This window comes from Priestia sp. P5 (assembly GCF_029522155.1).
GTDB lineage: Bacteria > Bacillota > Bacilli > Bacillales > Bacillaceae_H > Priestia > Priestia megaterium_E.
The window spans coordinates 501,281-527,170 of sequence record NZ_JAKWFJ010000002.1; the positions used below are offsets into that span (position 1 = coordinate 501,281).

Annotated in this window: 20 protein-coding genes; 18 read left to right on the forward strand and 2 right to left on the reverse strand. The window is 33.4% G+C overall.

Going from position 1 to position 25,890, the window contains the following annotated elements; genetic code table 11:
- The first annotated feature begins 220 nt into the window (after positions 1-220).
- Positions 221-2,764, forward strand: a complete 2,544-nt coding sequence (locus MMB69_RS19355; RefSeq protein WP_277448254.1) for an Ig-like domain-containing protein — start codon at positions 221-223, stop codon at positions 2,762-2,764.
- 45 nt (positions 2,765-2,809) lie between these two features.
- Here the strand turns inward: MMB69_RS19355 and MMB69_RS19360 are convergent, their stop codons facing one another.
- Positions 2,810-4,792 (reverse strand): NPCBM/NEW2 domain-containing protein, encoded by a 1,983-nt coding sequence (locus tag MMB69_RS19360; protein WP_277448255.1) that lies wholly within the window; start codon positions 4,790-4,792, stop codon positions 2,810-2,812.
- Between the two features lie 311 nt (positions 4,793-5,103).
- Here MMB69_RS19360 and MMB69_RS19365 point away from each other — a divergent pair, with 311 nt between their 5' ends.
- A complete protein-coding gene (locus MMB69_RS19365) occupies positions 5,104-6,111 on the forward strand; it encodes a serine O-acetyltransferase (RefSeq protein WP_277448257.1) in 1,008 nt (335 codons plus the stop codon).
- A gap of 296 nt (positions 6,112-6,407) precedes the next feature.
- Positions 6,408-6,845, forward strand: a complete 438-nt coding sequence (locus MMB69_RS19370) for a VanZ family protein (protein WP_277448258.1) — start codon at positions 6,408-6,410, stop codon at positions 6,843-6,845.
- Positions 6,846-7,006: 161 nt separating this feature from the next.
- Here MMB69_RS19370 and MMB69_RS19375 read toward each other — a convergent pair whose 3' ends face one another.
- Positions 7,007-7,456 (reverse strand): VanZ family protein, encoded by a 450-nt coding sequence (locus MMB69_RS19375; protein WP_277448259.1) that lies wholly within the window; start codon positions 7,454-7,456, stop codon positions 7,007-7,009.
- Between the two features lie 748 nt (positions 7,457-8,204).
- Between MMB69_RS19375 and galU the strand changes: the two genes are divergently transcribed.
- From galU to MMB69_RS19450, 15 genes are all read left to right on the forward strand, one after another.
- Positions 8,205-9,098: a UTP--glucose-1-phosphate uridylyltransferase GalU gene (gene galU / locus MMB69_RS19380; RefSeq protein ID WP_277448260.1), complete on the forward strand. Its 894-nt coding sequence runs from the start codon at positions 8,205-8,207 to the stop codon at positions 9,096-9,098.
- Positions 9,099-9,154: 56 nt separating this feature from the next.
- Positions 9,155-9,808, forward strand: coding sequence for a sugar transferase (locus tag MMB69_RS19385; RefSeq protein ID WP_277448416.1), 654 nt, complete (start codon positions 9,155-9,157; stop codon positions 9,806-9,808).
- 24 nt (positions 9,809-9,832) lie between these two features.
- Positions 9,833-10,774, forward strand: coding sequence for a GDP-L-fucose synthase (gene fcl / locus MMB69_RS19390; RefSeq protein ID WP_277448261.1), 942 nt, complete (start codon positions 9,833-9,835; stop codon positions 10,772-10,774).
- Between the two features lie 58 nt (positions 10,775-10,832).
- Positions 10,833-11,912 (forward strand): GDP-mannose 4,6-dehydratase, encoded by a 1,080-nt coding sequence (gene gmd, locus MMB69_RS19395; protein ID WP_277448262.1) that lies wholly within the window; start codon positions 10,833-10,835, stop codon positions 11,910-11,912.
- Positions 11,913-12,164: 252 nt separating this feature from the next.
- A complete protein-coding gene (locus MMB69_RS19400) occupies positions 12,165-13,445 on the forward strand; it encodes a glycosyltransferase family 4 protein (protein ID WP_277448263.1) in 1,281 nt (426 codons plus the stop codon).
- 14 nt (positions 13,446-13,459) lie between these two features.
- Positions 13,460-14,548, forward strand: coding sequence for a glycosyltransferase family 4 protein (locus MMB69_RS19405; RefSeq protein ID WP_277448264.1), 1,089 nt, complete (start codon positions 13,460-13,462; stop codon positions 14,546-14,548).
- 233 nt (positions 14,549-14,781) lie between these two features.
- On the forward strand, positions 14,782-15,906 hold the full coding sequence (locus MMB69_RS19410) for a glycosyltransferase family 4 protein (protein ID WP_277448417.1): 1,125 nt from the start codon (positions 14,782-14,784) through the stop codon (positions 15,904-15,906).
- Positions 15,907-15,924: 18 nt separating this feature from the next.
- A complete protein-coding gene (locus MMB69_RS19415; protein WP_277448265.1) occupies positions 15,925-17,187 on the forward strand; it encodes an O-antigen ligase family protein in 1,263 nt (420 codons plus the stop codon).
- A gap of 13 nt (positions 17,188-17,200) precedes the next feature.
- Positions 17,201-18,115 (forward strand): hypothetical protein, encoded by a 915-nt coding sequence (locus MMB69_RS19420; RefSeq protein WP_277448266.1) that lies wholly within the window; start codon positions 17,201-17,203, stop codon positions 18,113-18,115.
- A gap of 65 nt (positions 18,116-18,180) precedes the next feature.
- Complete coding sequence (locus tag MMB69_RS19425) at positions 18,181-19,368, forward strand: glycosyltransferase family 4 protein (protein WP_277448267.1); 1,188 nt, start codon at positions 18,181-18,183, stop codon at positions 19,366-19,368.
- 189 nt (positions 19,369-19,557) lie between these two features.
- Positions 19,558-21,108: a lipopolysaccharide biosynthesis protein gene (locus MMB69_RS19430; RefSeq protein WP_277448268.1), complete on the forward strand. Its 1,551-nt coding sequence runs from the start codon at positions 19,558-19,560 to the stop codon at positions 21,106-21,108.
- Positions 21,098-21,649, forward strand: coding sequence for an acyltransferase (locus tag MMB69_RS19435; RefSeq protein WP_277448269.1), 552 nt, complete (start codon positions 21,098-21,100; stop codon positions 21,647-21,649). The genes MMB69_RS19430 and MMB69_RS19435 overlap by 11 nt, the downstream gene beginning before the upstream one ends.
- A 74-nt stretch (positions 21,650-21,723) precedes the next feature.
- Positions 21,724-22,737 carry an acyltransferase gene (locus MMB69_RS19440; protein ID WP_277448270.1) on the forward strand — a complete coding sequence of 338 codons (1,014 nt, stop codon included), beginning with the start codon at positions 21,724-21,726 and terminating at the stop codon, positions 22,735-22,737.
- A gap of 302 nt (positions 22,738-23,039) precedes the next feature.
- Positions 23,040-24,359, forward strand: coding sequence for a UDP-glucose dehydrogenase family protein (locus tag MMB69_RS19445; RefSeq protein ID WP_277448271.1), 1,320 nt, complete (start codon positions 23,040-23,042; stop codon positions 24,357-24,359).
- An 83-nt stretch (positions 24,360-24,442) separates the two neighbouring features.
- Positions 24,443-25,831, forward strand: a complete 1,389-nt coding sequence (locus MMB69_RS19450; RefSeq protein ID WP_277448272.1) for a sugar phosphate nucleotidyltransferase — start codon at positions 24,443-24,445, stop codon at positions 25,829-25,831.
- Positions 25,832-25,890: the final 59 nt, after the last annotated feature.

A 25,890-nucleotide genomic window follows, 5' to 3' on the forward strand; every position in this document is an offset into this window, starting at 1 on the left:
GATATAAAGTCATATCCTCAATATTATAGCATAAGGATTCGACAAATATAAACAAAAAGTTGAAAAAAGTAGATGATTTAAGGGTTTTATCAACTTAAGTAAAAAAAAGTAAAAAAATTAAGCGTGCCTCTGGCAAGTATGAAATTGTATCCGATATTAGGAAAGAGTGTTTTTTATGCAATATTACTAGAAAAATAGAGAAAGGTAAGGCGAAAAGAAAATGAAATTTATATTAAGAGTTGTACTAGGACTAGCTATCGTTTTAACTCCACTAGCCTGGTTCTCTACAGCAGAAGCAGCAGGAACAGAACCTCTTGTGTCGGTAAAACTAGAAAATTATCTAGGCAACAAAAGCAGCATTACTATTCATCCTTCAGCATTATACCGTGTAAAAGATGAAAATGTGACTCTGCAAGCAAACAGAGATTACGAAGTGAAAATTGCCGGTGCGAATGTAGCATTATATCAAGGAGAGGAAAAGTTAGGGGAGTTTCCTAGTTTTGAAGTTACCCCATCTACTTACGACGCTAAACTTACTATTAACAGCATGTCTTATTTAGGAGATATGAAGTTTACAAATGAAGGTAATAAGTATGTTCGTCCTATTAATACGCTTCCTATGGAAGATTACATAAAAGGCGTAGTAGGAAAAGAACTGTATTGGTCTTTCAAAACAGATACGTTTAAAGCCCAAGCGATAGCAGCAAGAACATACGTAATTAGCCTTCCAAAGACAGTATTAATTAATGACAAGACAGATTATCAAGTATACGGTGGTGACTATTGGGATGACCGTATCTCACAGGCTGTGGAAGATACGTTTGGCCAAGTTATAACATATAAAGGGGGTATTATAAACTCTGTATATTCTTCAAGTAACGGAGGAATTATTCAATCCAATACAAATATCTGGAAAGCTCCAGTTAATACATATTCCCAAGTAAAAGATGATCCTTATGACCCGCAAAGGGTATGGACGAAGACAGTTCGCAAAAAACAAATCGATTTATCAGACAAAAATTTAAAAAAGCCTGAAGAATGGTGGGGCAAGACAAAAGAAGCGGATACAGAAATGACAAATCGTATCAAAGCAAAGATGCTAGCTGACGAACTAAAAGGAAAAGATATTAAAATTACAAGCATTTCAAAAATTAAATATTACGCTCCCGACTCAGCTAAGCGTGTAACAAAAGGCGATATTAGTGTTAAATATATAGTGAAAAATGAATTTGATAAAAAAGAAAATATTGAAGAAAAGCAGTGGGATTTAATTGGAAGTTCAGCAGGGACGATTAACTACCTTATTACTGAAGGAGGAATAGCCAGCAAATACGTGACAGACATTGATGATAATGGAACGTCCATCGTTATTAAAGGAAAAGGATCTGGACACGGCATAGGTATGAGTCAATTTGGTGCTGATGCAATGGCTACTCAAGGTAAAAATTATAAAGAGATTCTTGACTTTTATTATCCTACAACTCTTTTAGTAAGTAGATATGACACAGCTTACCCAAGAGTATATAAAGTATTGCCTAATGCCCCAGAAGTAACCGATATCACATCAGAAGATACGAAAGTCACAGGAAAAGCAGCGCCTGGAAGTATCGTGTATGTGAAAAAAGGATCGACGTTGTTAGGCCGTAGTACAGTATCCAGTCAAGGTACATATTCAGTATCTATCCAGCCACAAGCAGCTAAAACGAAAATTGGCGTAGTCATTAAAGATAGTGTAGGATACAGTGCGTACACGTACAAAACAGTCGTGCAAAAAGTAACAAAACCAGAAGCGCCAACTATTAATAAAATTTATGATCAAGATACATCAGTAAGCGGAACAGCTGAAGCAAACAGTATTGTATATGTAAAAAAAGGCTCAACAGTGCTAGGAAGAGGAGTAGCAACGAAGCAAGGAACGTATAGTATTGAAATAGCATCTCAACCTGCTACTACAAAACTAGGCGTAACGGTGAAAAATAGCGCTGGGTATAGTGGATATACGTACATGACGGTTTCAAAAACTGTTCAAAAACCAACGGCTCCTGTTGTCCACATGGTGACTGACCAAGATACAAATGTAACAGGTACAGCTGAAGCGAATAGTATTGTATACGTAAAAAAAGGCTCGACCGTGTTGGGAAGAGGAGTAGCAACCAAGCAAGGAACGTATAGTATTGGAATAGCATCTCAACCTGCTGAAACGAAAATTGGCGTAACGGTAAAAAACAGCGCTGGGTATAGTGTGTACACATACAGTACAGTAGTGGCAAAATACAAAGCACCTAATGCACCAGCCGTTAATGATATGACAGACGAATCCACAGCGGTAACAGGAACGACTGAAGCAGGAAGCCTTGTATATGTTAAAGTAGGCGCAAATGTAATTGGAACAGGTACAGTGAATAGTAAAGGTGTATTTAGCGTTACCATTCCAAAGCAAGCAGTGAATACAAAAATTGGCTTAACGGCAAAAGGAAAAGGAGGGTACAGTCCTTATACCTATAAAACAGTTGTATCTTCTGGCCCAGTTGCTCCTAATGTAAATCGTGTTCTTAGTATGGCGATGACAGTTACAGGTACAACAGAAGCTAAAAGTATCGTCTATATTAAAAAGGGATCGGCGCTAATTGGAAGAGGCGTAGCAGATAGTAAAGGAACTTTTAATGTAGCGATTAAACCACAGGCAGCCAAGACAAAAATTAGTATTACTATTAAAAATCCAAAAGGTAAATATAGCCCGTATCGTATTCTAACGGTAGGCTAATAAAAAAGCCGGAACATGTGAAACTTCACATGTTCCGGCTTTTCTTTATTCTGCTTTATAAGCAACAGAAGTTTTAGCGCTTTCTACTTTACCTGTGCTAATTCTAGAAATTAGTACATTTCCTTTTCCAGTACCAAGCTGTTTAATAGAAATCTTAGTGTAGTTAGATGCAACAGGTTTAGATGTCGCAATCAGACTTCCTTTTGAATTATAAACTTTGATAACATCATTCTTGCTTAATGACTTAACCGTAATTAAATCGTTTTTGTTTTTGTTATTTTCAATCGTTACTTGTTTGGCAGCGACAGAAGGAGATGGAACAGGTTCTGCTGCATAAGGCACAGAGACAGGATCACTTTCTAAAACACCTGATGTTGTACGTGATACATGGATATTTCCTTTTGCCGTGCCAAGCTGTTTAATAGAAATCTTAGCATAATTAGATGTAACAGGTTTAGATGTAGCTAATAGCGCACCTTTAGTGTTATACACTTTAATTACATCACCTTTAGCTAATGACTTCACCGTTACAACGTCGTTTTGGTTGTAGTTGTTAGCCACAGATACTCGAGAAGCGGATAGTTTAGCTGATACCGGTAGCTTTTGGAATACTGCGTTTCCTAACACAACGTTATGATAGCCTTTTGCGCCTTGTTTTTGCTTAACCAAAATTTTAAATTCTTGCGCTTTTGAAGGGATTTGTACACCTACATTTAAAACACCCGTTGACTTTGTTAGAGCTTTTGAATATAGTACTCGATTATCTGCTAAAAGTTGAATGGTGGATGACCCATAGTCGCCTTGAAGATATGCAGAATCTAATGATAGTTTTGCTTTAAAGTAGTTGACTCCAGCATCTGAAAGATTGTAAGTAGTGTAAGCAGTACCGTAATAATCACTTTCAAAAATTAATCCCGAAGTCCCTAACGTTCCGTTTGAGAATCGAATGATTCCCCCAAATTCTGATAAACTAGTTTCCCATGCTCTGCTACTATCATTAGCACCAATTGTAGATGGCAAAGCTGTATATGGGACCGATGTGTAAGAAGAACCTGTTTTGGATACCACAGGCTGACTGAATGTCACTGCTTGCGTTCCTTTAGCACCTTTAATCTGATTTGTTACAAGGGTTACGTGATGTGTACCTTTGGGAATAGATATTTTCACTTTTTGAATCGGTGTTTTAGACGTAAATTCTTTTTCATAAAGAAGGTAATCATCAGCATAAATACCTACCACAGACTTACCCCAATCACCATTTACATATCTTGCATCAAGTGAAATAGACGTTTCTAACGTATTATAGTCGTTACCTTCAATAGAGAATGTTGAATAACTTAACCCTCCGTAGTCACCTGGAGTATCCAAAGAAAATCCATTCGTAATGAGATTGCCATTGATATCTTCTAGGTCATGATACTCATCTGTACTATAGTAACGTTGAGAGCTAGAGTTGCCTATAGTTACAAGAGAACTATATGAAGAGTAAGGGACACTTAAATAAGAACCCCCTTTAATAAATTGGCCGTCTTGTACAACAACGAAATGGTGACCTTTACTTCCACCTTTTTCTTTGACGACAATTGAAAAATGTTTTATGTTTTTAGGTAACTTTACATTTACGTTTACAACACCGCTATTCTTAGAGAGCGGTTTTTCGTATAGTAAATGATCATCCACATAAAAACCAACTACAGATTTGCCGTAATCACCGTTTACATATCGGGAATCAAGAGTGACTTTTCCTTGAAACGAAGAATATCCTTTTCCAGAAACGTTATAGGTTGCATAGGGGGAATCACCGTAAAAACCTAACCCATCGTTTACTGTTTTGCCATATACATCAGTAAATTTCTCATCATCGTACCAATAAGAAGTATAAAAATCTTCCTCCGAGTCCGAAGATAAGGAACTTAAACGTACACTTGAAGTTGCTGCCGAAGCTTCACTAGGTAAAAAGTTACTGTAAGTAGCAAATGTGAAGAAGAAAATCACTGCAATCATTGTTCTTAAAACTTGTTTATTCATACTAAAGTCTCCTTTAATTAAAATATTTTACCATTTTAATATTTTAATGGTAATATGAGGGTGGACGCAATTTAATTCACTCGACAAAATGTGACAAAAGAATTATTTTTATGGAATTTATGTAATCTTTAAGACCTGATTTGAAGTAAAGAGAAAACGATTAATCCATAATAGTAAGAGTTAAACCAAATTTTTCTCTTCATTTTTTCTAAATTGAGATAGAATAGAAATGAAGAATTTTACCAATTGTTAGAGAGAAGAGTATTGAGCTAAAATGTTTCCATTTGGTCAAGAAATAAAAGGAGCTACGAATGAAACTATCGACTAGTAAGTTAACCCTTGAACTTAAAAATTTTTATCAGCTTGTAGTAACATGTCACGGAGAACACAAACATACAAAAGTGTCGTATTATTTAATCAAAGATCAAGAAGTCATTGAAAAGATACCGTATTCCAGAAATCATTCACATACGTTTAACTTACATGAACGAGGAAGATATAGAGTGAAAGTCTTTATCCGAAATGCTGAAGGAGAACGAACAATAAAAAACAGCGAAGATTTTCGCTACAAAGACTTTGAAACGAAAGACTACCCAGTCTACCAACAAAAGATTTATTCCGTCGTAGGTGTCCATCGAAATGCAGCTTTTATTAAACTATTGATGGAAAAGCACAACCACATTAGAAGTTTTATTGATCCCACCAATCAATACTGCGGCCGAACTTTTTTTGACCTTCCAGTTGAAAGTCTTGAAGACATTAAAGAACAAAACGTTACGTTAATTGCGTTAGAAGGTCTTGAACTAGACGACTATCAAACTGAGAGCTATACCTTAAAAGTAAGTGAAACAAATATACTGACAAATAACTTACATCGTTTCCTTGCAATGGATCTTTACAAGTTATCCAGAACATTTTACGAAAATGGGTTAACAAAAGGAGCGGAATATGTAAAAGACTTTATTCGTCATAAATTCAACTCCTATATTCCATACACAGCAGAAATAGGTGAAGGAACAAAGCTAGGCTACGGCGGCATTGGAGTTGTTATTCAAAAATCAGCGAAAATCGGAATAAACTGCACCATCTCACAAAATGTAACGGTAGGCTCGCGCGGCAAGCAGCCAATTATTGGAGACAATGTATACATTGCTCCCGGGGCAATTTGTATTGGAGGAACGATTGGAGATAATGTTGTAGTGGGAGCTAATGCAGTCGTGACAAAAGATATTCCAAGCAACTGTGTTGTAGCTGGAGTGCCGGCCCAGATTATTAGTACGGATATGGAGAAGTACGAGAAATATGTAAAAAAAGAATAGAGGAAATGTTTTGTTTCTAGATTGTTATTTTATAAGTTATAAGCATAATCAACATAAAATAGAGGTTGAAATTTCTAAAACTTAAAGTATGTCTTTGAATGATGAAAATCTCATTTCTATAAAAAATTAAAGTAAATAAATTCTATGATTATAGCTATGATAAAAAAGAGGAATGAAATACAGGTCCTGTTTCTTGTTAATTGATTCATTTTGTTTCTTTGAAAAAAACTTATTTTTTAGATAGAGGATTTTAGAGTAGAATGTCTACCTACTGAAAATTCTAGGAGATGCCTTTAATGTCAAAGAGTAATTCGATTAATGTTTTATTTTTAGCTTCTATTGTATTTATTATTAGGTTAACCATGTTCCCAGAAAGTTCGTTAGGCATTGGTGAAGGAAAAGGTGGCATCAATCTTGTGCCATTCTACACAATGAGGGATTTATTATTTCATCATTCATTTAGTGACTTTATTTTAAATAATATAGGAAATATTATTTTGTTTTTACCGTTTGGTTTCTTCTTACCCATGAGATTTAAAAAAATAGATAATTTATCAAAAAGTTTACTCGTCGGAATGTTGTTGTCAGTGTCCATTGAAATAGCACAATTATTTATGCCAAATCGATGGACAGATATTGATGATGTTCTCTTGAATACTTTAGGGACAGGTGTAGGATATAGTCTATTTAAGGTGCTAAATAAGATAGAGATCTACATGAAAGAAGGCTGTTAACAGCCTTCTTGTGTTTTGTAAAGGGAAAAAAATTTATCGCGATAAATGTAGTTTATCCACATCATTGTTTGTTTTACTATATAGTTCTGTGAGGGAAACAAAGGTTTAAGAAAAGAAGCCATCAAATAAAGCTATCATGAGTATATATGTAAAAAAGATCTCTAATTTCTAGAGATCTTTTTGTATCTGTAGAGTAAAAATAAAAACAGTGCCCCACCAAATGAATCGATAGCCACATCGATAATTCGCCCGTCACGTCCAATAATAAAAGCTTGATGCAGTTCGTCTAAAAAAGCAAAACAAGTGAGTAAAAACCACGCTTTTACATATCTCCAAGAACTTTTTTTAAAATTCCAGTAAATTAATAGGGCTAATAAGCCGAAGAAAGAGATATGAGCAATTTTACGTAAAATAAACTCTAAATCAAATCCATATGTATAAGACGTATAAAATTCACTGCCAGGATGTAACACGGACCACAGAGTGGCTTTATGATTCCAAACTGAAGCATTGTTCCATGAGTTCGGGTCTGTTACTTGAAGATGTGGCGTATGGGAAAAATAAGAAATAGCAAGTATCATCGCAACAACACAAATTCTTTTTAGTATCATACAAAAAATTCCTTTTATTTTTAGATTTATCTTCATATCGTAAGAGAAAGGCAGTGAAAATGCAAGAAATATCCTTAAACGTCCTTCTCTTTGCATAATACATTAAAATATTTTCATATAGAAATATCTATTATTTTCGCTGCGTATGACAGAAGTTCTAACACGTTACTAAATTTAGAAAAATATGAGACTATCAGCATTTAACGACATGAAAAGGTCTTTTTAAGTGAAAATATTATCATTTCATTCAAAAAAGTTGTTATATCGCAAATTTCGACAAAAAATGTTGTCCCTCTTTTCCTATTTTTGTGATAACATTAATTTTACGATTGCGTCATAAGTTATAGGTCTAATGACTATCTATAAAAACTTATAGAAATAATTGAGAATAGATAAGATGAATGAACTATAAAAATCTTCTTAGATCATGTGTCCAGCCCTTAGAAAACTTGTTGAACTTAAAGACAAGTTTTTAATTTTTCTCTAATAAAGGATGAATATTTAAAAATAGTCATATAAAGCACAATATGTATGGTGATGTCTCCTCAGCCACTATCAAAGGAGGCACTCGGCTGCACTGTGGGTAGGAAATTACCTTAGACACGTTTGTTGTCAGGAGTGTGGTGTGAGGTGGGGTTAAATGCCCCAATTAATTTATAAGCACTTACGAATGCGCTGTTGCTGCAGCGTGTTCGTAAGTGCTTACAAAAAATATATATAAATAGGAAGAAACAAGGAGTGAATGACGGTGAAAAAAATTAAAAAAGCTATTATTCCAGCTGCTGGACTCGGCACGCGTTTTTTACCAGCAACGAAAGCGATGCCAAAAGAAATGCTTCCAATCGTTGATAAACCAACTATTCAATATATCGTCGAAGAAGCGGTTCAATCAGGTATTGAAGACATCATCATCGTAACTGGAAAAGGAAAACGCGCGATTGAAGATCATTTTGATTATGCTCCAGAACTTGAAAATAATTTAGTCGAGAAAGAAAAGTTTGATATTTTAGAAAAAGTGCGTCAATCTTCAAACGTAGATATTCACTACATTCGTCAAAAAGAACCGAAAGGATTAGGTCACGCCGTATGGTGTGCGCGTAACTTTATCGGCGATGAGCCATTTGCCGTGTTGTTAGGCGATGATATTGTCCAAGCAGAAACTCCTTGTCTTCGCCAGTTGATGAACGAATATGAACGAACTCTTTCTTCGGTAATTGGCGTGCAAACGGTTCCTGACAATCAAACGCATCGCTATGGCATCGTAGATCCGATTTCAAACGACGGCCGCCGTCACCAAGTGAATACATTTGTAGAAAAACCAGCCGCGGGTACAGCTCCTTCGAATCTAGCAATCATGGGGCGCTACGTCTTCACCCCTGAAATCTTTAAATTTTTAGAAGAACAAGAAGTCGGAGCAGGCGGTGAAATTCAATTAACCGATGCTATTCAAAAGCTGAACGAAATTCAGCGTGTATTTGCTTACGATTTCGAAGGCAAGCGCTATGATGTAGGAGAAAAGCTAGGATTTATTCAGACAACTATCGAATTTGCTCTTCAACATGATGATTTACGTGATAGTTTATTAACAATTATGGAAGATTTATTAAAAAAAGAAACAAAGAAACCGGTAGAAATAGAGTAGAATAGAAGGAGTGAGTTGCGTTGCCATCAGTTGCTGAACCTAAAACGGAAACTTCTATTCAACAAACACAGGTTGTACAAAAGAAAGTTCAGCCTAATAATCAAGCCGGATACCTTTTGGCTAAGAGATGTATAGATATAGCAGGAGCACTCGTTGGTTTACTTGTTTTGTTTGTTGTTTTTCTTATTATTGGTCTTTTAATAAAACTGGAAGACCCTAAAGGTTCAATTTTCTTCTCTCAAAAAAGAGTGGGGAAAAATGGTGAAGAATTTAATATGTATAAATTTCGTTCCATGGTTTCAGATGCCGAAGCAAAATTAGCTGAACTGCTTGAACAAAATGAAGCTACTGGCGCGATGTTTAAAATGAAAAACGATCCGCGTATTACGAAGATAGGGAGATTCATCCGAAAAACAAGTATTGATGAACTGCCTCAGTTAATCAACGTCTTAAAAGGCGATATGAGTCTAGTAGGTCCACGGCCGCCGCTTGTAAGAGAAGTAAACGAATATACAGAATATCAAATGCAAAGGTTGCTTGTCACTCCTGGCTGTACAGGACTATGGCAAGTAAGCGGAAGAAGTAATGTAGGGTTTGAAGAAATGGTCGAATTAGATTTAACATACATAACAACACGCTCCCTAACGGCTGATATTAAAATTATATGCCGAACTATTTTTATGCTGTTTGGCTCCAAAAATGCTTATTAACCCAAAGAAAGCTGGTGTCATAAAATGAACAAAAATTCAAAAATTTATGTAGCTGGTCACAGAGGTCTGGTCGGGTCAGCTATTGTACGAAAACTACAAGAAAAAGGCTATAGCAATCTAGTATATCGCACAAGTGCTGAGCTAGATTTACGAGATAAGCCGCAAGTAGACGCATTTTTTGCTGAAGAAAAGCCGGAATTTGTTTTCTTAGCAGCCGCTAAAGTAGGCGGTATTGTGGCAAACAATGAATATCCAGCCGAATTTATTCACGATAACTTATTGATTCAATCAAATATTATTGATGCAGCATATCGCAATGATGTAGAAAAACTATTGTTTTTAGGAAGTACATGTATTTATCCAAAATTAGCGCCTCAGCCATTAAAAGAAGAATACTTATTAACAGGTGCGCTTGAACCAACAAATGAACCGTATGCAATTGCGAAAATTGCGGGAATCAAAATGTGTGAATCGTACAACCGCCAGTACGGCACAAAATACATCTCAGCAATGCCGACTAACCTTTACGGTCCAAACGATAACTTTGATCTTCATACATCACACGTTCTTCCTGCACTGCTTCGTAAGTTCCATGAAGCGAAAGAAAGTAATGCGCCGTTTGTTGAAATGTGGGGAACAGGCACACCAAAACGTGAGTTTCTATATTCAGATGACCTAGCAGATGCATGTGTGTTCTTAATGAATACATACGAAGGTAACGAAATTGTAAATATCGGTGTAGGAGAAGATATTACGATTAAAGAGCTTGGCGAAAAAGTAAAAGCAGTTGTTGGTTATGAAGGAGATATTCAGTTTGATACGTCAAAACCAGACGGAACCCCTCGTAAATTAGTAGACGTAACGAAGCTGAACGGTCTTGGGTGGAAAGCAGAAACAGCTTTAGAAGACGGTCTTCAAAAAGCGTATCAATGGTTCTTAAATAACGAACTTGCTGCAGCAAAATAAGTAAAGACTTTAATTAAATTAAATACTAAAATTACAGTTGATATATATGGAGGATACGATGAAAACAGCTTTAATCACAGGTGTAACCGGACAAGACGGATCATACTTAGCAGAATTTTTACTTGAAAAAGGCTATGAAGTGCACGGGTTAATCCGTCGCAGCTCTTCTTATAACCAAGAGCGTCTAGAAGATCTTTTAACAGAAGAAGCAGCAAGCGCATTATTAAATAATTCAAACTTCCACCTTCACTACGGTGACGTAACGGATGCACTAAACGTAACGCGTATTATTGGTGACATTCAGCCAGACGAAATTTACAACTTAGCTGCACAATCACATGTACGTGTGTCTTTTGATATGCCAGGATACACATTAGATGTTGATGCAAAAGGCACGTTAAATATTCTTGAAGCTGTACGTATTTTAGGGCTTACAGATAAAACGCGTGTGTACCAAGCTTCTACATCTGAGCTGTACGGTAAAGTTCAAGAAGTGCCGCAAAAAGAAACAACGCCTTTCTATCCACGTTCTCCATATGGCGTAGCGAAAATTTACGGATTCTGGATTACAAAGAATTACCGTGAGTCTTATAATATGTTTACAGTAAATGGTATTTTATTTAACCATGAATCAGAGCGCCGAGGAGAAACGTTCGTAACGCGTAAAATTACGCTTGCTGCTTCACGTATCGCACAAGGTAAACAACAAAAATTAACGCTAGGAAACTTAGACTCTCTACGCGACTGGGGTTACGCAAAAGACTATGTAGAATGCATGTGGTTAATTCTTCAGCATGACAAGCCGGAAGATTTCGTTATTGCAACAGGTGAAATGCACTCAGTACGTGAATTTGTACAGCTTGCATTCAAACACACGGGCATTGAAATTGAGTGGAGCGGTGAAGGGTTAGAAGAAAAAGGCACAAACAAAGCAACTGGTGAAGTTATTGTAGAAATCGATCCTAAATTCTTCCGTCCTGCAGAAGTAGATCAATTATTAGGTGATCCGACTAAAGCGAAGACGTTATTAAAGTGGAATCCAACTAAGACTTCATTTGAAGAGCTAGTTCGTATTATGGTAGAAGCGGATATGAAGAAGGTAGAAAGTGAAGAAAAGATTAAGGTGATGTTTGATTAATTTTTTAGTTGGAATTAATAACTAATTACATTCAATATATGGCTGTTAAAAGGAGCTAGCTTCTTTCTATTTTAATGTACTCATTATATAAAAATAGGAGAGAAGCGCTCTTTTTGACGTTTTGGAATATAGTGATAAAAGGCTTGAGAAATCAAAGGTAGTTTATAAATAATATAATACAGAGGTTAGTAAAGAGGTTTCTTTGCTAAGGTAAGTAAGTATAGCCTCGAGCAGATAGGAAAGAGATATTCTATGATCGAAAAGGTGAAAACTGATAAGAAAAAATTATTAATTTACGCACATTATTACATTCCTGATGTAGCTTCGACTGGTCAAATTCTAAGAGAGTTAGCAGAAGGAATGATTGATGAATTTGATATAACGATAGTCTGTGTAGTTCCATCCTATACAGGGAAAGTTGCTGCTGAATATAAAAAGAACATGTTTTACAAAGAAGAAATTAACGGTGTAAAGGTTGTTCGTATTCGAGTTCCAGAGTTTTCTAAAAGCAACAAGTTAAGCAGAGTTAAGAACATTCTTTCCTATTTTATTGGAGCAATGATTGCTACTTTCAAAGTTGGAAAGATGGACTATGTGTATTCTATTTCTCAACCGCCTATTCTTGGGGGTCTACTCGGTGTTTGGGGAAAGTGGATGAAGCGAGCTAAATATATTTATAATATTCAAGACTTCAATCCAGAACAAACAATGGCTGTTGGTTATAGCAAAAATAAGCTAATTTTAAAGGTTATGATGTGGTTTGATAAATTTAGTTGTAAACAAGCCAATAAGGTAATTGTTGTTGGTCGAGATATGCTTGAAACATTAAAAGGTAGGTTCAAAGAGAGAAAAGTACTTAATCAAACTTTTATTAATAATTGGATTGATGAGAAAGAAATTTATCCGTTAAAGGCAGAAGAAGAACGTGTTGTTGAATTTAAAAGAAAGTACGGTTTAGAAGATAAATATGTCATCATGTACTCTGGTAACTTAGGGCTTTATTATGACTTAGAAAATCTCATACGTGTAATCAAGAGATTCCCTTCTGGAACAGAAACAATAGATGGAAAAAGAGTGGTTTTTGTTTTTGTCGGAGAGGGTTCTGTAAGAGATAAATTAGTGTTTTATAAAGAAAAGAATGAACTAGATAATGTAATATTTATTCCCTATCAGGACAAGTCAGATCTTGTATATAGTTTAAATGCTTGCGATGTCCAGATGTGTATTTCAGCAGCTGGAATTAAAGGTGTGTCTGTTCCTAGTAAGATATACGGTATTATGGCTGCTGGTAAACCAGTTTTAGGTGTACTGGAACATGGAGCAGAGGCTCGTCTTATTATAGAAGAAACTGGGTGTGGTCTTGTTTGTGAACCTAGTGACTATGAAGCCATAGAAGAAAACATTAATAAGTTCATTAGAATGGATTCCATTAAAGGTACACAGATGGGCATGGCGGGTCGAACATATCTTGTCGAAAAACTGACTAAAGATGTAAGTATAAAGAAATATATTACAGAGATTAATTCTTGTTAAGGGGTAGAAATTTATTGAAGAATAAAATATGTTTTATAGCACAGTTTCCACCTCCAATGCATGGGCTTTCGAAAGCTGTTGCTACTTTATATAATTCAGCTCTGGCAGATGAATTTCAATTTGAAAAAGTTGATATTGCTGATAATAAAAAATTTTTGAAAAACTTAATTAAAATTTTTAGAAATAATTCAGATTTGTTTTATTTCACACTTAGCCAAACTAAGGGAGGGAATTTACGGGATTTAATAATCTTTAAGCTATTGGAGTTTCAGAAGAAAAGTTGTTTAATTCATTTACATGGAGGTTATTATCGTCAGCTTGTAGATAATGATATGAGTAGTTGGCAACGTAAGGCGAATTATAAAGCAATTAAGAAGTTGAATGGGGCAATTGTTTTGAGTGAATCGCTAAGAGGTATTTTTAAAGAAATGATTGCGGACGAAAAAATTCATGTTGTTCCCAATTGTGTAGATGATGAATTTTTAATGACTAATGCTGAATTTCAAGAAAAAGTAGCAACAATTAAACATAAAAATGTGCTTAATGTCTTATATCTTAGTAATTTTATTAAGAGTAAGGGATATAGAGAAGTTCTGAAATTGGCAAAATTAGAAAAAGAACGTGTGGAAATTGGAGAAAAGAAGAGGTTACACTTTAATTTTGCGGGTGAATTTTTCTCTGAAAGTGAGAAGAATTACTTTAAGGAATATATCAAAGAAAATGAACTAAGTGAATTTATTACTTATCATGGTATAGTTGAAGGTCAGCAGAAGAAACAGCTTTTGAAACAATGTAATATATTTACGTTGTTAACACGTTATCCAAAAGAGGGACAACCAATTTCTATTTTGGAAGCAATGGGAAATGGCATGGTGATTATGACTACAGATCACGCGGGTATTCCAGATATTGTACAAGATGAAGTGAATGGAATCGTGGTCACGAATACGGAACAAAGAGATATATCAAGTTTGTATAAAAAAATTTCTTGTGAAAAAAATATAATGAATAATAATAGAAATAAAATATTGCAGGAGTTTGTTGAAAAAAGATATCTTTCTGACCTCCATCAGATATTTAAAAATTGTAGTAATTCACGGTAGGAATCTGATGAAAGTATATAAAAGTTTAAATCAATTACATTCTCACGTATCAAACTCTTTTCTATAGCTGCTTTCAATTTAAAGAACTTTTTATATGAAGGTAAATAATGTTATGTTAATCATTATATAAATTATCCCTAGTTAAATTAGAGTGTATTTTTAGACATTTTTCCTGTGATCTTTAATGAGATATTTAAATTCTTTAAGATTAAGCAGGAAGTTTGGAGTTGAATATGAAAAAAATCCTTTTTTTAAGCGATTTTAGTTTTAATGTTCCAGGTGGGGCACAAAAGTCTATGGAAATAATCATGGATGGATTAAGTAATGATTATGAATTTTACATAATTATGCCAGGGCCTAAATATGAGTATAATAAAAGATATAAAATATTATTCTTAGAAGAATTAGATAGTTTACTTGTGAATGAAAATATTTTTAAGAGCTTTAAAATATTAAATGAAATTTATAGACTGATTAAGAAAATACGTCCGGATGTCATTCATACACATATGGTATCGAGTATGAGTGCCGTCGAACTTTTGAAGACACTGGGTCTGCTCAATTGTCCTTTAGTATATACAGAGAGAGGGGTAGCGGATCAATATAGTCGTATAAATCAATTCATACTGAAAAGATTAGCGAAAAATTTTGATAAAGTTATTACTACCACTAATATTAATAAAACGCTTTATATAAACAACTATCTTGCTAAACAAGATAAAGTTACTGTTATCCCTAATACTGCTGGACCATTATTTGATTATTATGATGAAAGTTTCAAAGAAACGGTGAGAAAGCAGTATGGCTTAACAAAGAAAGTTGTGATGTTAAACGGCAGGTATGCTCATGATAAGAATTGGGAACTAGCTAAAAAAATAATTTCGTTCATTAGTAAAGAATATGATTATCAGTTTATTGTAGTAATTGGAAGCGATAAGACTGAAGGGGTTATTAAGGAATGTAAAGCACTTATTTCTGAAATTGAGGAAATCGCTGGTGTAGATAATGTGAAGGGGTTTATTGACTTATCATTAGAAGATTTAAGTAGATTATATTACGGTGCAGATATATTTATTTTAACGTCAAGAAGAGAGTCATTCGGTAGAACTGCTATAGAGGCTATGTCTAGAAAAGTTATTGTATATGGGACAAACATAGATGGTCTTGCAGAAGTAATTGCATATGAAAATTATAAGTATCAAGACTTAGAAGACTTTAAAGCAAAATTTTTAGAATTACAAACTGCAAATTTAGAAGAGGAAAAAAATATGTTTCATGAACGATACTTAGAAAACTTCAGCCAAGAAATTAATATCAATTTGCATAAAAAACTCTATTCTGAAATTTTAGATACATAAGAAGGGCAGGATAATAGAGTGATTCTGAAAAAATATAAAAGAGAACACGGTGCTATGGCATATTGGATAATGCTTACAGGGTTTATGATGATTGCTTTACCATTGTACCCGAGCAATAAAATACTAGATTATATTAAATTATTCAATACGGATGTTAATATATTTCATATAGCATACGTTATTATTTTATCCTTAATAATTTTAAGAAAAAAAAGAATAGATAAAGTGTATAAAGTATATTTTTTCGTAGCAGGAATGGTTTTAGTGATAACAATGCATTCATTCTACGGAATTTTTATAGGTCATTCTAGAACGTATATTTTAAGAGATCTAAATTTATTTATACTACCTTTATTAGTATTTATATCTTTTTCCTCCTTGTTTAGACGTATACAATTTACTCTTCTAGATTTATTAGATTATTTCTTCTATGGGGTATTGGCATGTAGCACTATTAACATCATCATGTACTTAACTTCAAATTGGTCCTTCTGGGGACTTACAACCTACGCTGGTAACAGGTTTGGAGGGAGTTATTTATCTAATATAATATTTATATTCTGGTACGGTATACTAAAAAATACTTATACTAATAGAAAAAACAATAAATTTATCACAATATACTTTATTGTCGTAACAGTTTTATCAATCATATTATCGCAATCTAGGGCGTTGTTAATCTTAGCGCTCATTGGAACCTTAATAATCTCTTTTCAAGCTGTATTCACTAAAAATCATAGGGTGAGTTTTAAAAATCTTTTCATAGCGATGATGCTTATTTTTGTTATGAGTATTGGTATCTACTTTATTTTATATGGTGGCTCAGATATCGCTACTAGACTATCTAGTACTAATATCTATAGTCAAGATGATTCAGGAATGGTTCGAATAAATATATACGAGCAAAATTTGAAGTTATTTTTAGAAAAGCCATTGGGGGCTGGATTAGGTAGCTTGTTCCCTTATTATAATGGATATGGTGAACTTCTTGGTTATTCAAATACTATTGATAATGCTTTTTTAACATTTGCTGAAAAATTAGGGGTTTTTGGAATTGGTTTTTATTTATATTTTATAGTTTATAATCCAATTAAGTATTTATTAGGGATGTATAAAAGTACGGAAAATAAAATATATTTATTTACCATGACAGGGTTTGTTACATACTTAATCAATACTGCTTTTTTAACAACGCAAACAATAACAGGAATAGGTGTTTCTACTCTGTTATGGATCTTTAGTGCTTATACTACTGTAAGTAAAAAAACAAGAAGAATGTAGGTGGGTACATACAATGAATAATAGAAAGTTCAAACTAAGAAAATTATCTACAAGATTTATATATTCACCATTAAGTAAATTTATAAAAGTATGGATAAATTTATTATACCCAATTTTGTTTCATTTTAAAAATAAAGAGTTTTTATACAAAAAAAACCTTCAAAACAATGTAATAGTGTCTTTTACTAGTATTCCTAGTAGAATTGATAAAGTGCATTATGTTGTCAAAAGTTTGTTATTACAGTCTTATAGGCCTGATAATATCATTTTATGGTTATCTAAAGAGGATTTTCCGGATGTTGACAAATTACCTAAAAGTTTAACTTCGCTGCTTCAAACGGATTTTGAAATTAGGTGGTGTGAGAATATCAAGCCTCACAAAAAATACTATTTTGCGATGGAAGAAAATCCGAAGGCAATTGTTATCACAGTTGACGATGATGGATTGTATCGCAAAAATTTGATAAAAGACCTTATGAATTCATACAAAAGATTTCCTAATGCGATTTCTTGTACAAGAGCTCATAAGATGGTTTTCGATGAGAAGATGAATCTAAAGTCGTATAATGAGTGGGAATATGAATCAAATTATTTTAATATACCTACTAAACTATTATTTGCTACAGGTGTAGGAGGAGTGTTATACCCTCCAGGATGTTTGGATCAGAGAGCATTTGACATCAAATTGATACGCGAGTTGTGCTTAAACGCAGATGATATTTGGTTAAAAGTGATGGGAACATTGAATAACAAATCTGTAGTGGCTATACCATCAACAAAATCAAAATACGTAGTGGGAATTATTAACGCAGAAAAAATTTCATTATCGAAAAATAATGTGCTTCATTCCGATAATGATTTTTATATAAAAAAAGTATTTGAAAAATTTAATGTAAGTTATAAGGACTTTAAGGAAACTAATATTTGAATTTTTATAACTGTGAATAGAAATCATTATAAAAAATTAAGGCTACTACAAGGAGCACGTGAATCATGAGGAAAGTATTATTTGTCCCCTCTCCGACACTACCTTTTCCTCCAGTTAATGGAGGAGCAGTTCAAAACCTACTAAATTTTCTTGTTGAAAGTAACGAGATGAATAAAAATTACAATATTGAAATCACTAGCATATTTGATAGTGAAGCAAAAAAAATATCTGACAGATATTTAAACTGTAAAGTGCATTATATTAATATCCCTAATTTACTTGTTCAACTACGCGATAAACAAATACGTTATTTATCAGGAAGGTTTTCAAGTTTTATCGAATATGTTTATCTAAACGGAATCAAAAAAATACTAACTTCTAACAAGTACGATATAGTAATCTTTGAAAATACTCATAAATACGCCTACTTGTTAAGAGGTTATTTAGAAAATACTTACAAGTTACTTCATTTGCATAATGATTATCTAAATAGTCAGATACGTAATGCTGAATTATATACCAATGCTTTTGATGAAATAATATGTATTAGCAAATACATTCAAAAACAAGTATTGAGTATTGGTAACAATATTAAGACTGAGGTTGTTTATAATGGAATTGATACATCAAAATTTCAAAAGAATACTAGGGCTAGAAGTATAATAAGAAGTCAGTTAAAGATTGATGACAATACCAAAGTCGTTTTATTTTCAGGAAGACTCGTCAAGGAAAAAGGTGTATTAGAATTAGTAAAAGCATTTAGTAAAGTAGATGAAAAATTAAACACTGTCCTACTAATAATTGGAAGTAAGACGTATGGAACAACCATAAAAGATAAGTATCTGAAAGATTTAGAAAAAATGGTTGGTTCTTCAAAAATGAGGATTATGTTTACTGGTTATGTTAACTATAACGAAATTGCTGACTATTATTCAGTATGCGATATAGGTGTAATGCCAACTACTTTGTATGAGGAAGCTTTATCACTCTCGGTTATTGAATATATGAGCATGGGTATGCCAGTTTTAATTAGCAATTCAGGCGGTATGGTGGAATTGATAGATCATAATTGTGGTTTTGTAATTGAAAGAAATGAAGAGTTTATAAGTAATTTAACAGCTAGGATGGAAATGTTAATCAGAGATGAGAATAAGTTTAAACTTTATTCTGAGGAAGCATCTATCAGAGCAAATCAATTTGACAAAAAAATATATTGTGAATCTATGTGGAATGTTATAAAACGTAGATTATAAAGTTAAATCATCTAATTATGGAGCAAAGATGAATTTTACTACACCACAAATGTTTTGAAGATAATGGTATTTTAAACACTTCCTCTCTAAAATAAAACCAGATGAGTTTTTGAGATTTATTTTCAATTACAATTCATTAGAAATATTGAAGAAGGAGACCACGAAGAATTTTAGTAGGGAGACTTTAAAGTGAAGTCAAGAACATATAACGTAATAAGAAATACAGCATCTGCATTAATTTCTCAAGGCGCAGCTAGCGTTCTAACTTTTATAACTAGAACAGTATTTATTAACCAACTGGGTAAAACGTATTTAGGGCTAAACGGACTTTTTAGTGACATTCTTTCTCTCCTATCACTTGCGGAATTAGGTATAGGAACGGCTATTATCTATTCAATGTACAAGCCTATAGCTGAAAGTGATGAGAGAAAGGTAAGTGCATTGATGAGGCTGTATGGAAAAATATACACATTCATTGGATTATTTGTGACAGGAATAGGGTTGTGTATAACTCCATTTTTATCTTATTTTATTTCAGATATGCCTGATATTCCGGAACTTAGTTTAATTTATTTATTATATCTATTTAATACGACATTTAGTTATTTTTTTGTATATAAAAAAAGTATACTTATCGTGACTCAAAATTCTCATATCTTATCCATAACGCAAATTTTAACTGCTATTATACAGAATGTTGTTCAAATTTGTGTATTAATAGTATTTAAAGATTTCATTACTTATTTAATAATACAAGTAGTGTGTGTGTTATTAAATAACATCTTTATGTCAATTTATGTTGATAGAAAGTACAGGTTTTTAAAAAAATATAAAGATGAAAAAGTTGATAGTGAAACAAAAAGAGAAATCAAAAAAAATGTTGCAGCAATGTTTTTAAGTAAGGTTAGTTCAGCTATTGTTACCTCTACTGATAGTTTATTAATTTCAGGTTTTGTCAGCACTATGCTCTTAGGAGTTTACTCAAATTATACCCTATTCATAAACTTAATACGTCAAATCTTTACAAAAATATTTGAATCGATAACAGGGAGTGTAGGAAATTTAGTAACTATCGAAGAGAAAGAAAAATCTCATGAAATATATCAAAATATCTTTTTTGTTAATTTCTGGATGATTAGTTTTTGTAGTATAATGCTTTTTGTGAACATAAATCCATTTATTAATTTATGGCTTGGGAAATCATACTTATTAAAAACGAGCGTAGTTTTCATTATTTGTTTAAATCTTTATATGAGATTTATTAGGGATGTATCGCTAGTGTTCATTGATACATACGGTCTTTTTTGGAATATTAAATGGAAATGTGTTGCTGAGGCTGTATTGAATTTAGCTTTTTCTTTATTCTACTTAAAATATTTACATATGGGAATATTTGGAGTGTTGCTAGGCACATTAACAAGCAATGTTTTAACAAATATATGGTATGAACCACATGTGATTTATAGATATAAATTTCACCAAAGAACAAAATCTTATTTTTTGAAATTTGCATCATATTTATTTGTAACTCTTTTTATCGGAGGAGTTCTGTTTGAACTCTGTAATATAATAGTAATTGTTAATAAATATGTAGATATTGTAGTAGATATTGTGTTTGGTTTTATATTTGTTAATGCCATGATTACTATTATATATAGAAATACAAATGAATTTAAATATTTTATTTCTATATTAAAAAGGATTTTGAAAAGAAAAGGAGTTAATACAGTTGAAAAGTAATTGGTTTAAAATTTTCCTGCGGATCAATAAGGTTAACTACGGGAAAAACTTGAAATTAAGAGGAGTACCAGTCATTTTTAGTAGGTCTGGTAATAAGTTGTTTATCGGTAATGATGTTACTATTAATTCCTCTTTTTTATCTAACCTGGTGGGCTTGTATCAAAGAACCATTATAGTGACACGATCAATAGATGCTGAAATCTGTATTGGAAACAATGTGGGGATTTCTGGAGCTACCATTTATGCTCGTAGAAGTATCAAAATTGGTAATAACACCCTAATTGGTGGTAATACTAAAATTATTGATAATGATTTTCATCCTACTGACCCAGAGGTGAGAAGGAATACGCCAAATGAACGCATGGAAGTCCAACCGATTGAAATCGGTGATAATGTATTTATTGGATGTAATTGTTTAATTCTAAAAGGTGCGAAGATTGGTGAAAATACAGTTATAGGTGCTGGCAGCGTGGTTATTGGTAAAATACCAGCAAATTGTATAGCGGCAGGTAATCCAGCAAGAGTTATAAGACATTTATAGACAAGAGAAAAAATACTTAATAGGATAGAGTCAAACTCTCCGTAATTATATTATTTTTGAAGGAGATTTAGTAAATGAATATGCCTAGGCAGAGTAATTTAGAATTACTTAAAATTGTTGCCATTCTAATGGTGATTATACTCCATTATTTTAACGCTGACATGGGAGGTGGTCTGAAATATGTTAATTCGGGAACTTTTAATTATTATGCTATGAATTATATAGAAAGTTTAAGCATTATTGCAGTTAACTGCTTCGTATTAATTACAGGCTATTTTTTGACTGGAAAAGAGACAATAAGGGTGAAAAAGGTAATAGATTTAGTTTTTGTTACTATATTTTATGGATTGCTTTTTTTCTTTTTTATAAGTAAACACCAGGCTATCAGTTTACAAGGAGTGATCCATGCAGCTATACCTTTCTACGTATCAAATTGGTATGTTGCGTCGTATTGTGCTTTGTACATGCTTAGTCCTTTTCTAAATATACTAATAAGGCAACTAACAAAAGGACAATTTCAACAACTTATTATAGTAGGAATTCTCTTCTTTTCTCTTGTTCCAACTTTTCTATCGAAAGTTTCTTATAATGATAATGGATATGGTGTTTTAAGTTTTCTTTTACTATATTGTATTGGATCATATATTAAGACTTATTCTGTGGGGAATAAAAGTAAATGGGTTTATTTAACTATATACCTTTTATCTACAACAATTACATTTATCATTTTTAATTTAGCATATAATACAATCTTTACAGTAATTAGCTCTATATCATTATTTTTGTTTTTTTCAAAGCTCTCTTTGCATTCTAAAATTATTAATTATCTTGCATCTTTTACGTTTGCTGTGTATATCATTCATACAAACGAATTCTTTACAAATATTATCTTTCATAAAATATTAAAAACACAATTGTTCTGGAATAGTTCTTGGTTCTTGTTGCATATAGTTTTTTCGGTAATACTAGTTTTTATAATATGCATGGGTATTGAGATAATAAGAAGGATGTTAGCTATACTACTTTTGGGTAAAATTAAAATACCTTTTCTTGAAAAGCTAACGGTTGGCACACAAAAATCATTTTAATAGTTTTTTATTTCAATGAAGCACTAATTAATATATGGAAATTTGGTGATTAAGCGTACAAATTAAGTATGCAAAAAAGCGGAATTTACGAAATCTCTAAAGGAGCATAATAATAGAAACTAACTCTTCATATGGTAAGTTAGTATGTTTAAATAACTGTTTTGGACATTAATTAAGATCTAAGCAAGATATTCTAATATATTTCTATTACAGAAAACAATTCGATTAAGTAGATATTAATACCTGTATTAAGTACTCTAGTATATTCATCTAAATTTAAAAATGCGATAGGGAGAGAACCAATGAAAATAGCAGTAGCTGGAACGGGATATGTAGGCTTGGTCACCGGAGTCTGTCTTGCAGAATATAGACATGCTGTTACTTGTGTAGACATAGACGATAAAAAGGTAGAGTTAATGGAAGCTGGAATTTCTCCTATTTATGAACCAGGTCTTGAAGAATTAATGAACAATAATATGGAACGTTTGCATTTTACAACTGACTATCAAGCAGCTTATAAAGATGCAGACGTTATTTTTATAGGTGTTGGTACTCCAGAAAAGTCAGATGGTTCAGCGAATTTAAGCTATGTTTATGGTGTAGCTGAGCAAATCGCGGCTAGCATCGAAAAAGACTGTGTAGTAGTAGTGAAATCAACTGTGCCAATTGGTACAAATGATAAAATTGAAAGTTTAATTAAATCTCAGTTAAAACATAATGTGAATGTATACATTGCGTCGAATCCAGAATTTTTATCTCAAGGAACGGCTGTAAGCGATACGCTGCATACTTCACGAATTGTAATTGGAGTAGAAGAAGAAGCTGCGGGTGAGACATTAAAAGAAGTATATAAAAACTTTAATGCTCCAATTGTATTAACAAATAGAAAAAGTGCTGAAATGATTAAGTATGCATCTAATGATTTCTTAGCGTTAAAAATATCCTTTATCAATGAGATTGCGAATTTGTGTGAGATTATTGGTGCAGATATTGAAGACGTGGCGCTTGGGATGGGGTACGACGGTCGTATTGGTAACAAATTCTTAAATGCAGGAATTGGCTACGGGGGATCTTGTTTCCCTAAGGACACGAAAGCATTGCATTGGCTGGCGAATTTCCATGATTATGAGTTGAAAACGGTTAAGGCTGCAATTGATGTAAATGAAAATCAAAAGCTCAAGCTTATTAAGAAATCCCGCAAGTACTTTGATAGTTTAAAAGGATTAAATGTAGCCGTTCTAGGACTAACGTTTAAACCAGGAACGGATGATTTAAGAGAAGCACCTACGCTTGTAAATATTCCGCTTATGCTAGAAGACGGAGCAAATGTTAAGGCATGGGATCCGATTGGTATTGATAACTTTAAGAAAGTACATCCGGAAGATGTGACATATTGTTATTCAATTGAAGAAACGCTGCAAGATGCAGATGTTTGCTTTATCTTTACAGAGTGGGATCAAGTAAAGCACTTTGATTTAGCAAATTACAGCAAACTAATGAAAAATCCAATTGTCATTGACGGTAGAAACTGTTACGACTTAGAAAGCGTAAAAAGTACAACTATGGTATACGACTCTATTGGAAGAGAGACGATTCATAACTTAGAGGTTTCATTAATTTAATAATGTAAGTCTGAAATGAATTTAAAATAAACTAAACGCAAGAGCTGCACAGAAGTAGGTCTTTTTTTATTGGAGGGAAATAAATGAAACTTGTATTGTTATCGGGTGGATCTGGTAAGCGTCTATGGCCATTATCAAATGATACGCGTTCGAAGCAGTTTTTAAAGGTATTAGAAGGACGAGATGGACAGAAAGAGTCAATGGTTCAACGCGTTTGGAATCAAATTGAAACGGTTGGGTTGAACGAATCAACAGTCATTGCGACGTCTAAGCTTCAGCGTGATATGATTCGAGGTCAGGTCGGAACCGACATTCCGCTAATTATCGAGCCTGAGCGCCGTGATACGTTTCCAGCGATTGCTTTAGCTGCTTCTTATCTTCATTCCGAGGAACAAGCATCTGAAGATGAAATCGTTGTGGTGCTGCCAGTTGATCCGTACGTGGAAGACGGATTTTTTGAACGAGTAAAAGATTTAGAAAGCGTGCTTCGTGATTCAAAAGCGGATTTAGCGTTGATGGGGGTTACCCCTACGTATCCTTCATCTAAGTACGGGTACATCGTGCCGGAAGGAAAGGTACAAGGGGACAGTTATTTTACAGTGGATTGTTTTACAGAAAAGCCGAGTGAAGAAGCAGCTGTTGGATTAATTAATCAGCGTGCGCTTTGGAACTGCGGCGTTTTTGCGTTTCGCTTAGGTTATTTGCTTCAAATTTTACAAGAGAAAAAACTTCCACTTCAATTTGAAACGCTACATAAAGAATATGCAACATTGCCTAAAATTAGTTTTGACTATGAAGTGGTGGAAAAGGCAAGTCATATTGTCGCGCTTCCGTATGATGGGTACTGGAAAGATCTCGGTACATGGAATACGTTAACGGAAGAAATGGCGACATCTCAAATTGGAAAAGGTGTATTAACGGAAGACTCAGCTAATACGCATTTAGTGAATGAATTAGATATTCCGGTTACGGTATTAGGCGTAAAAGATGTAGTTGTTGCCGCTAGTCCAGATGGAATCTTAGTTGCGGATAAAGCATCTAGTCCTAAGATTAAAGAAATTATTGGCGACTGGAACTATCCTCCAATGTATGAAGAGCGCCTGTGGGGCTGGTCACGCGTGTTAGATTATGCGAAGTATGATGAAGAAACTGAAATGGTGACAAAACGTATTCATATTTCTAAAGGAAAGAACTCGACGTATCACTATCATAACTTACGTGATGAAGTATGGACAATTGTACGCGGAGAAGGAGAGCTTGCGCTTGATGATTACATCCGCCGCGTAAAAGCAGGGGATATTATTCATTTGCCGGCTGGCAAAAAACATGGAATTCATGCATTAACCGACCTTGAATTTATTGAAGTTCAAACGGGAAAAGTCATTTCAAATGAAGATAGTATTCGCCTTATCTATGAATGGAACGATGTGATTAAACAATTCCAATCATCAAGACCGCAGGTGATTTTATAAAAAGTAGAAGCTTAGATATAGTCAAAGCTTCTATTTTTTTATGTAACTAATGAGGAGGT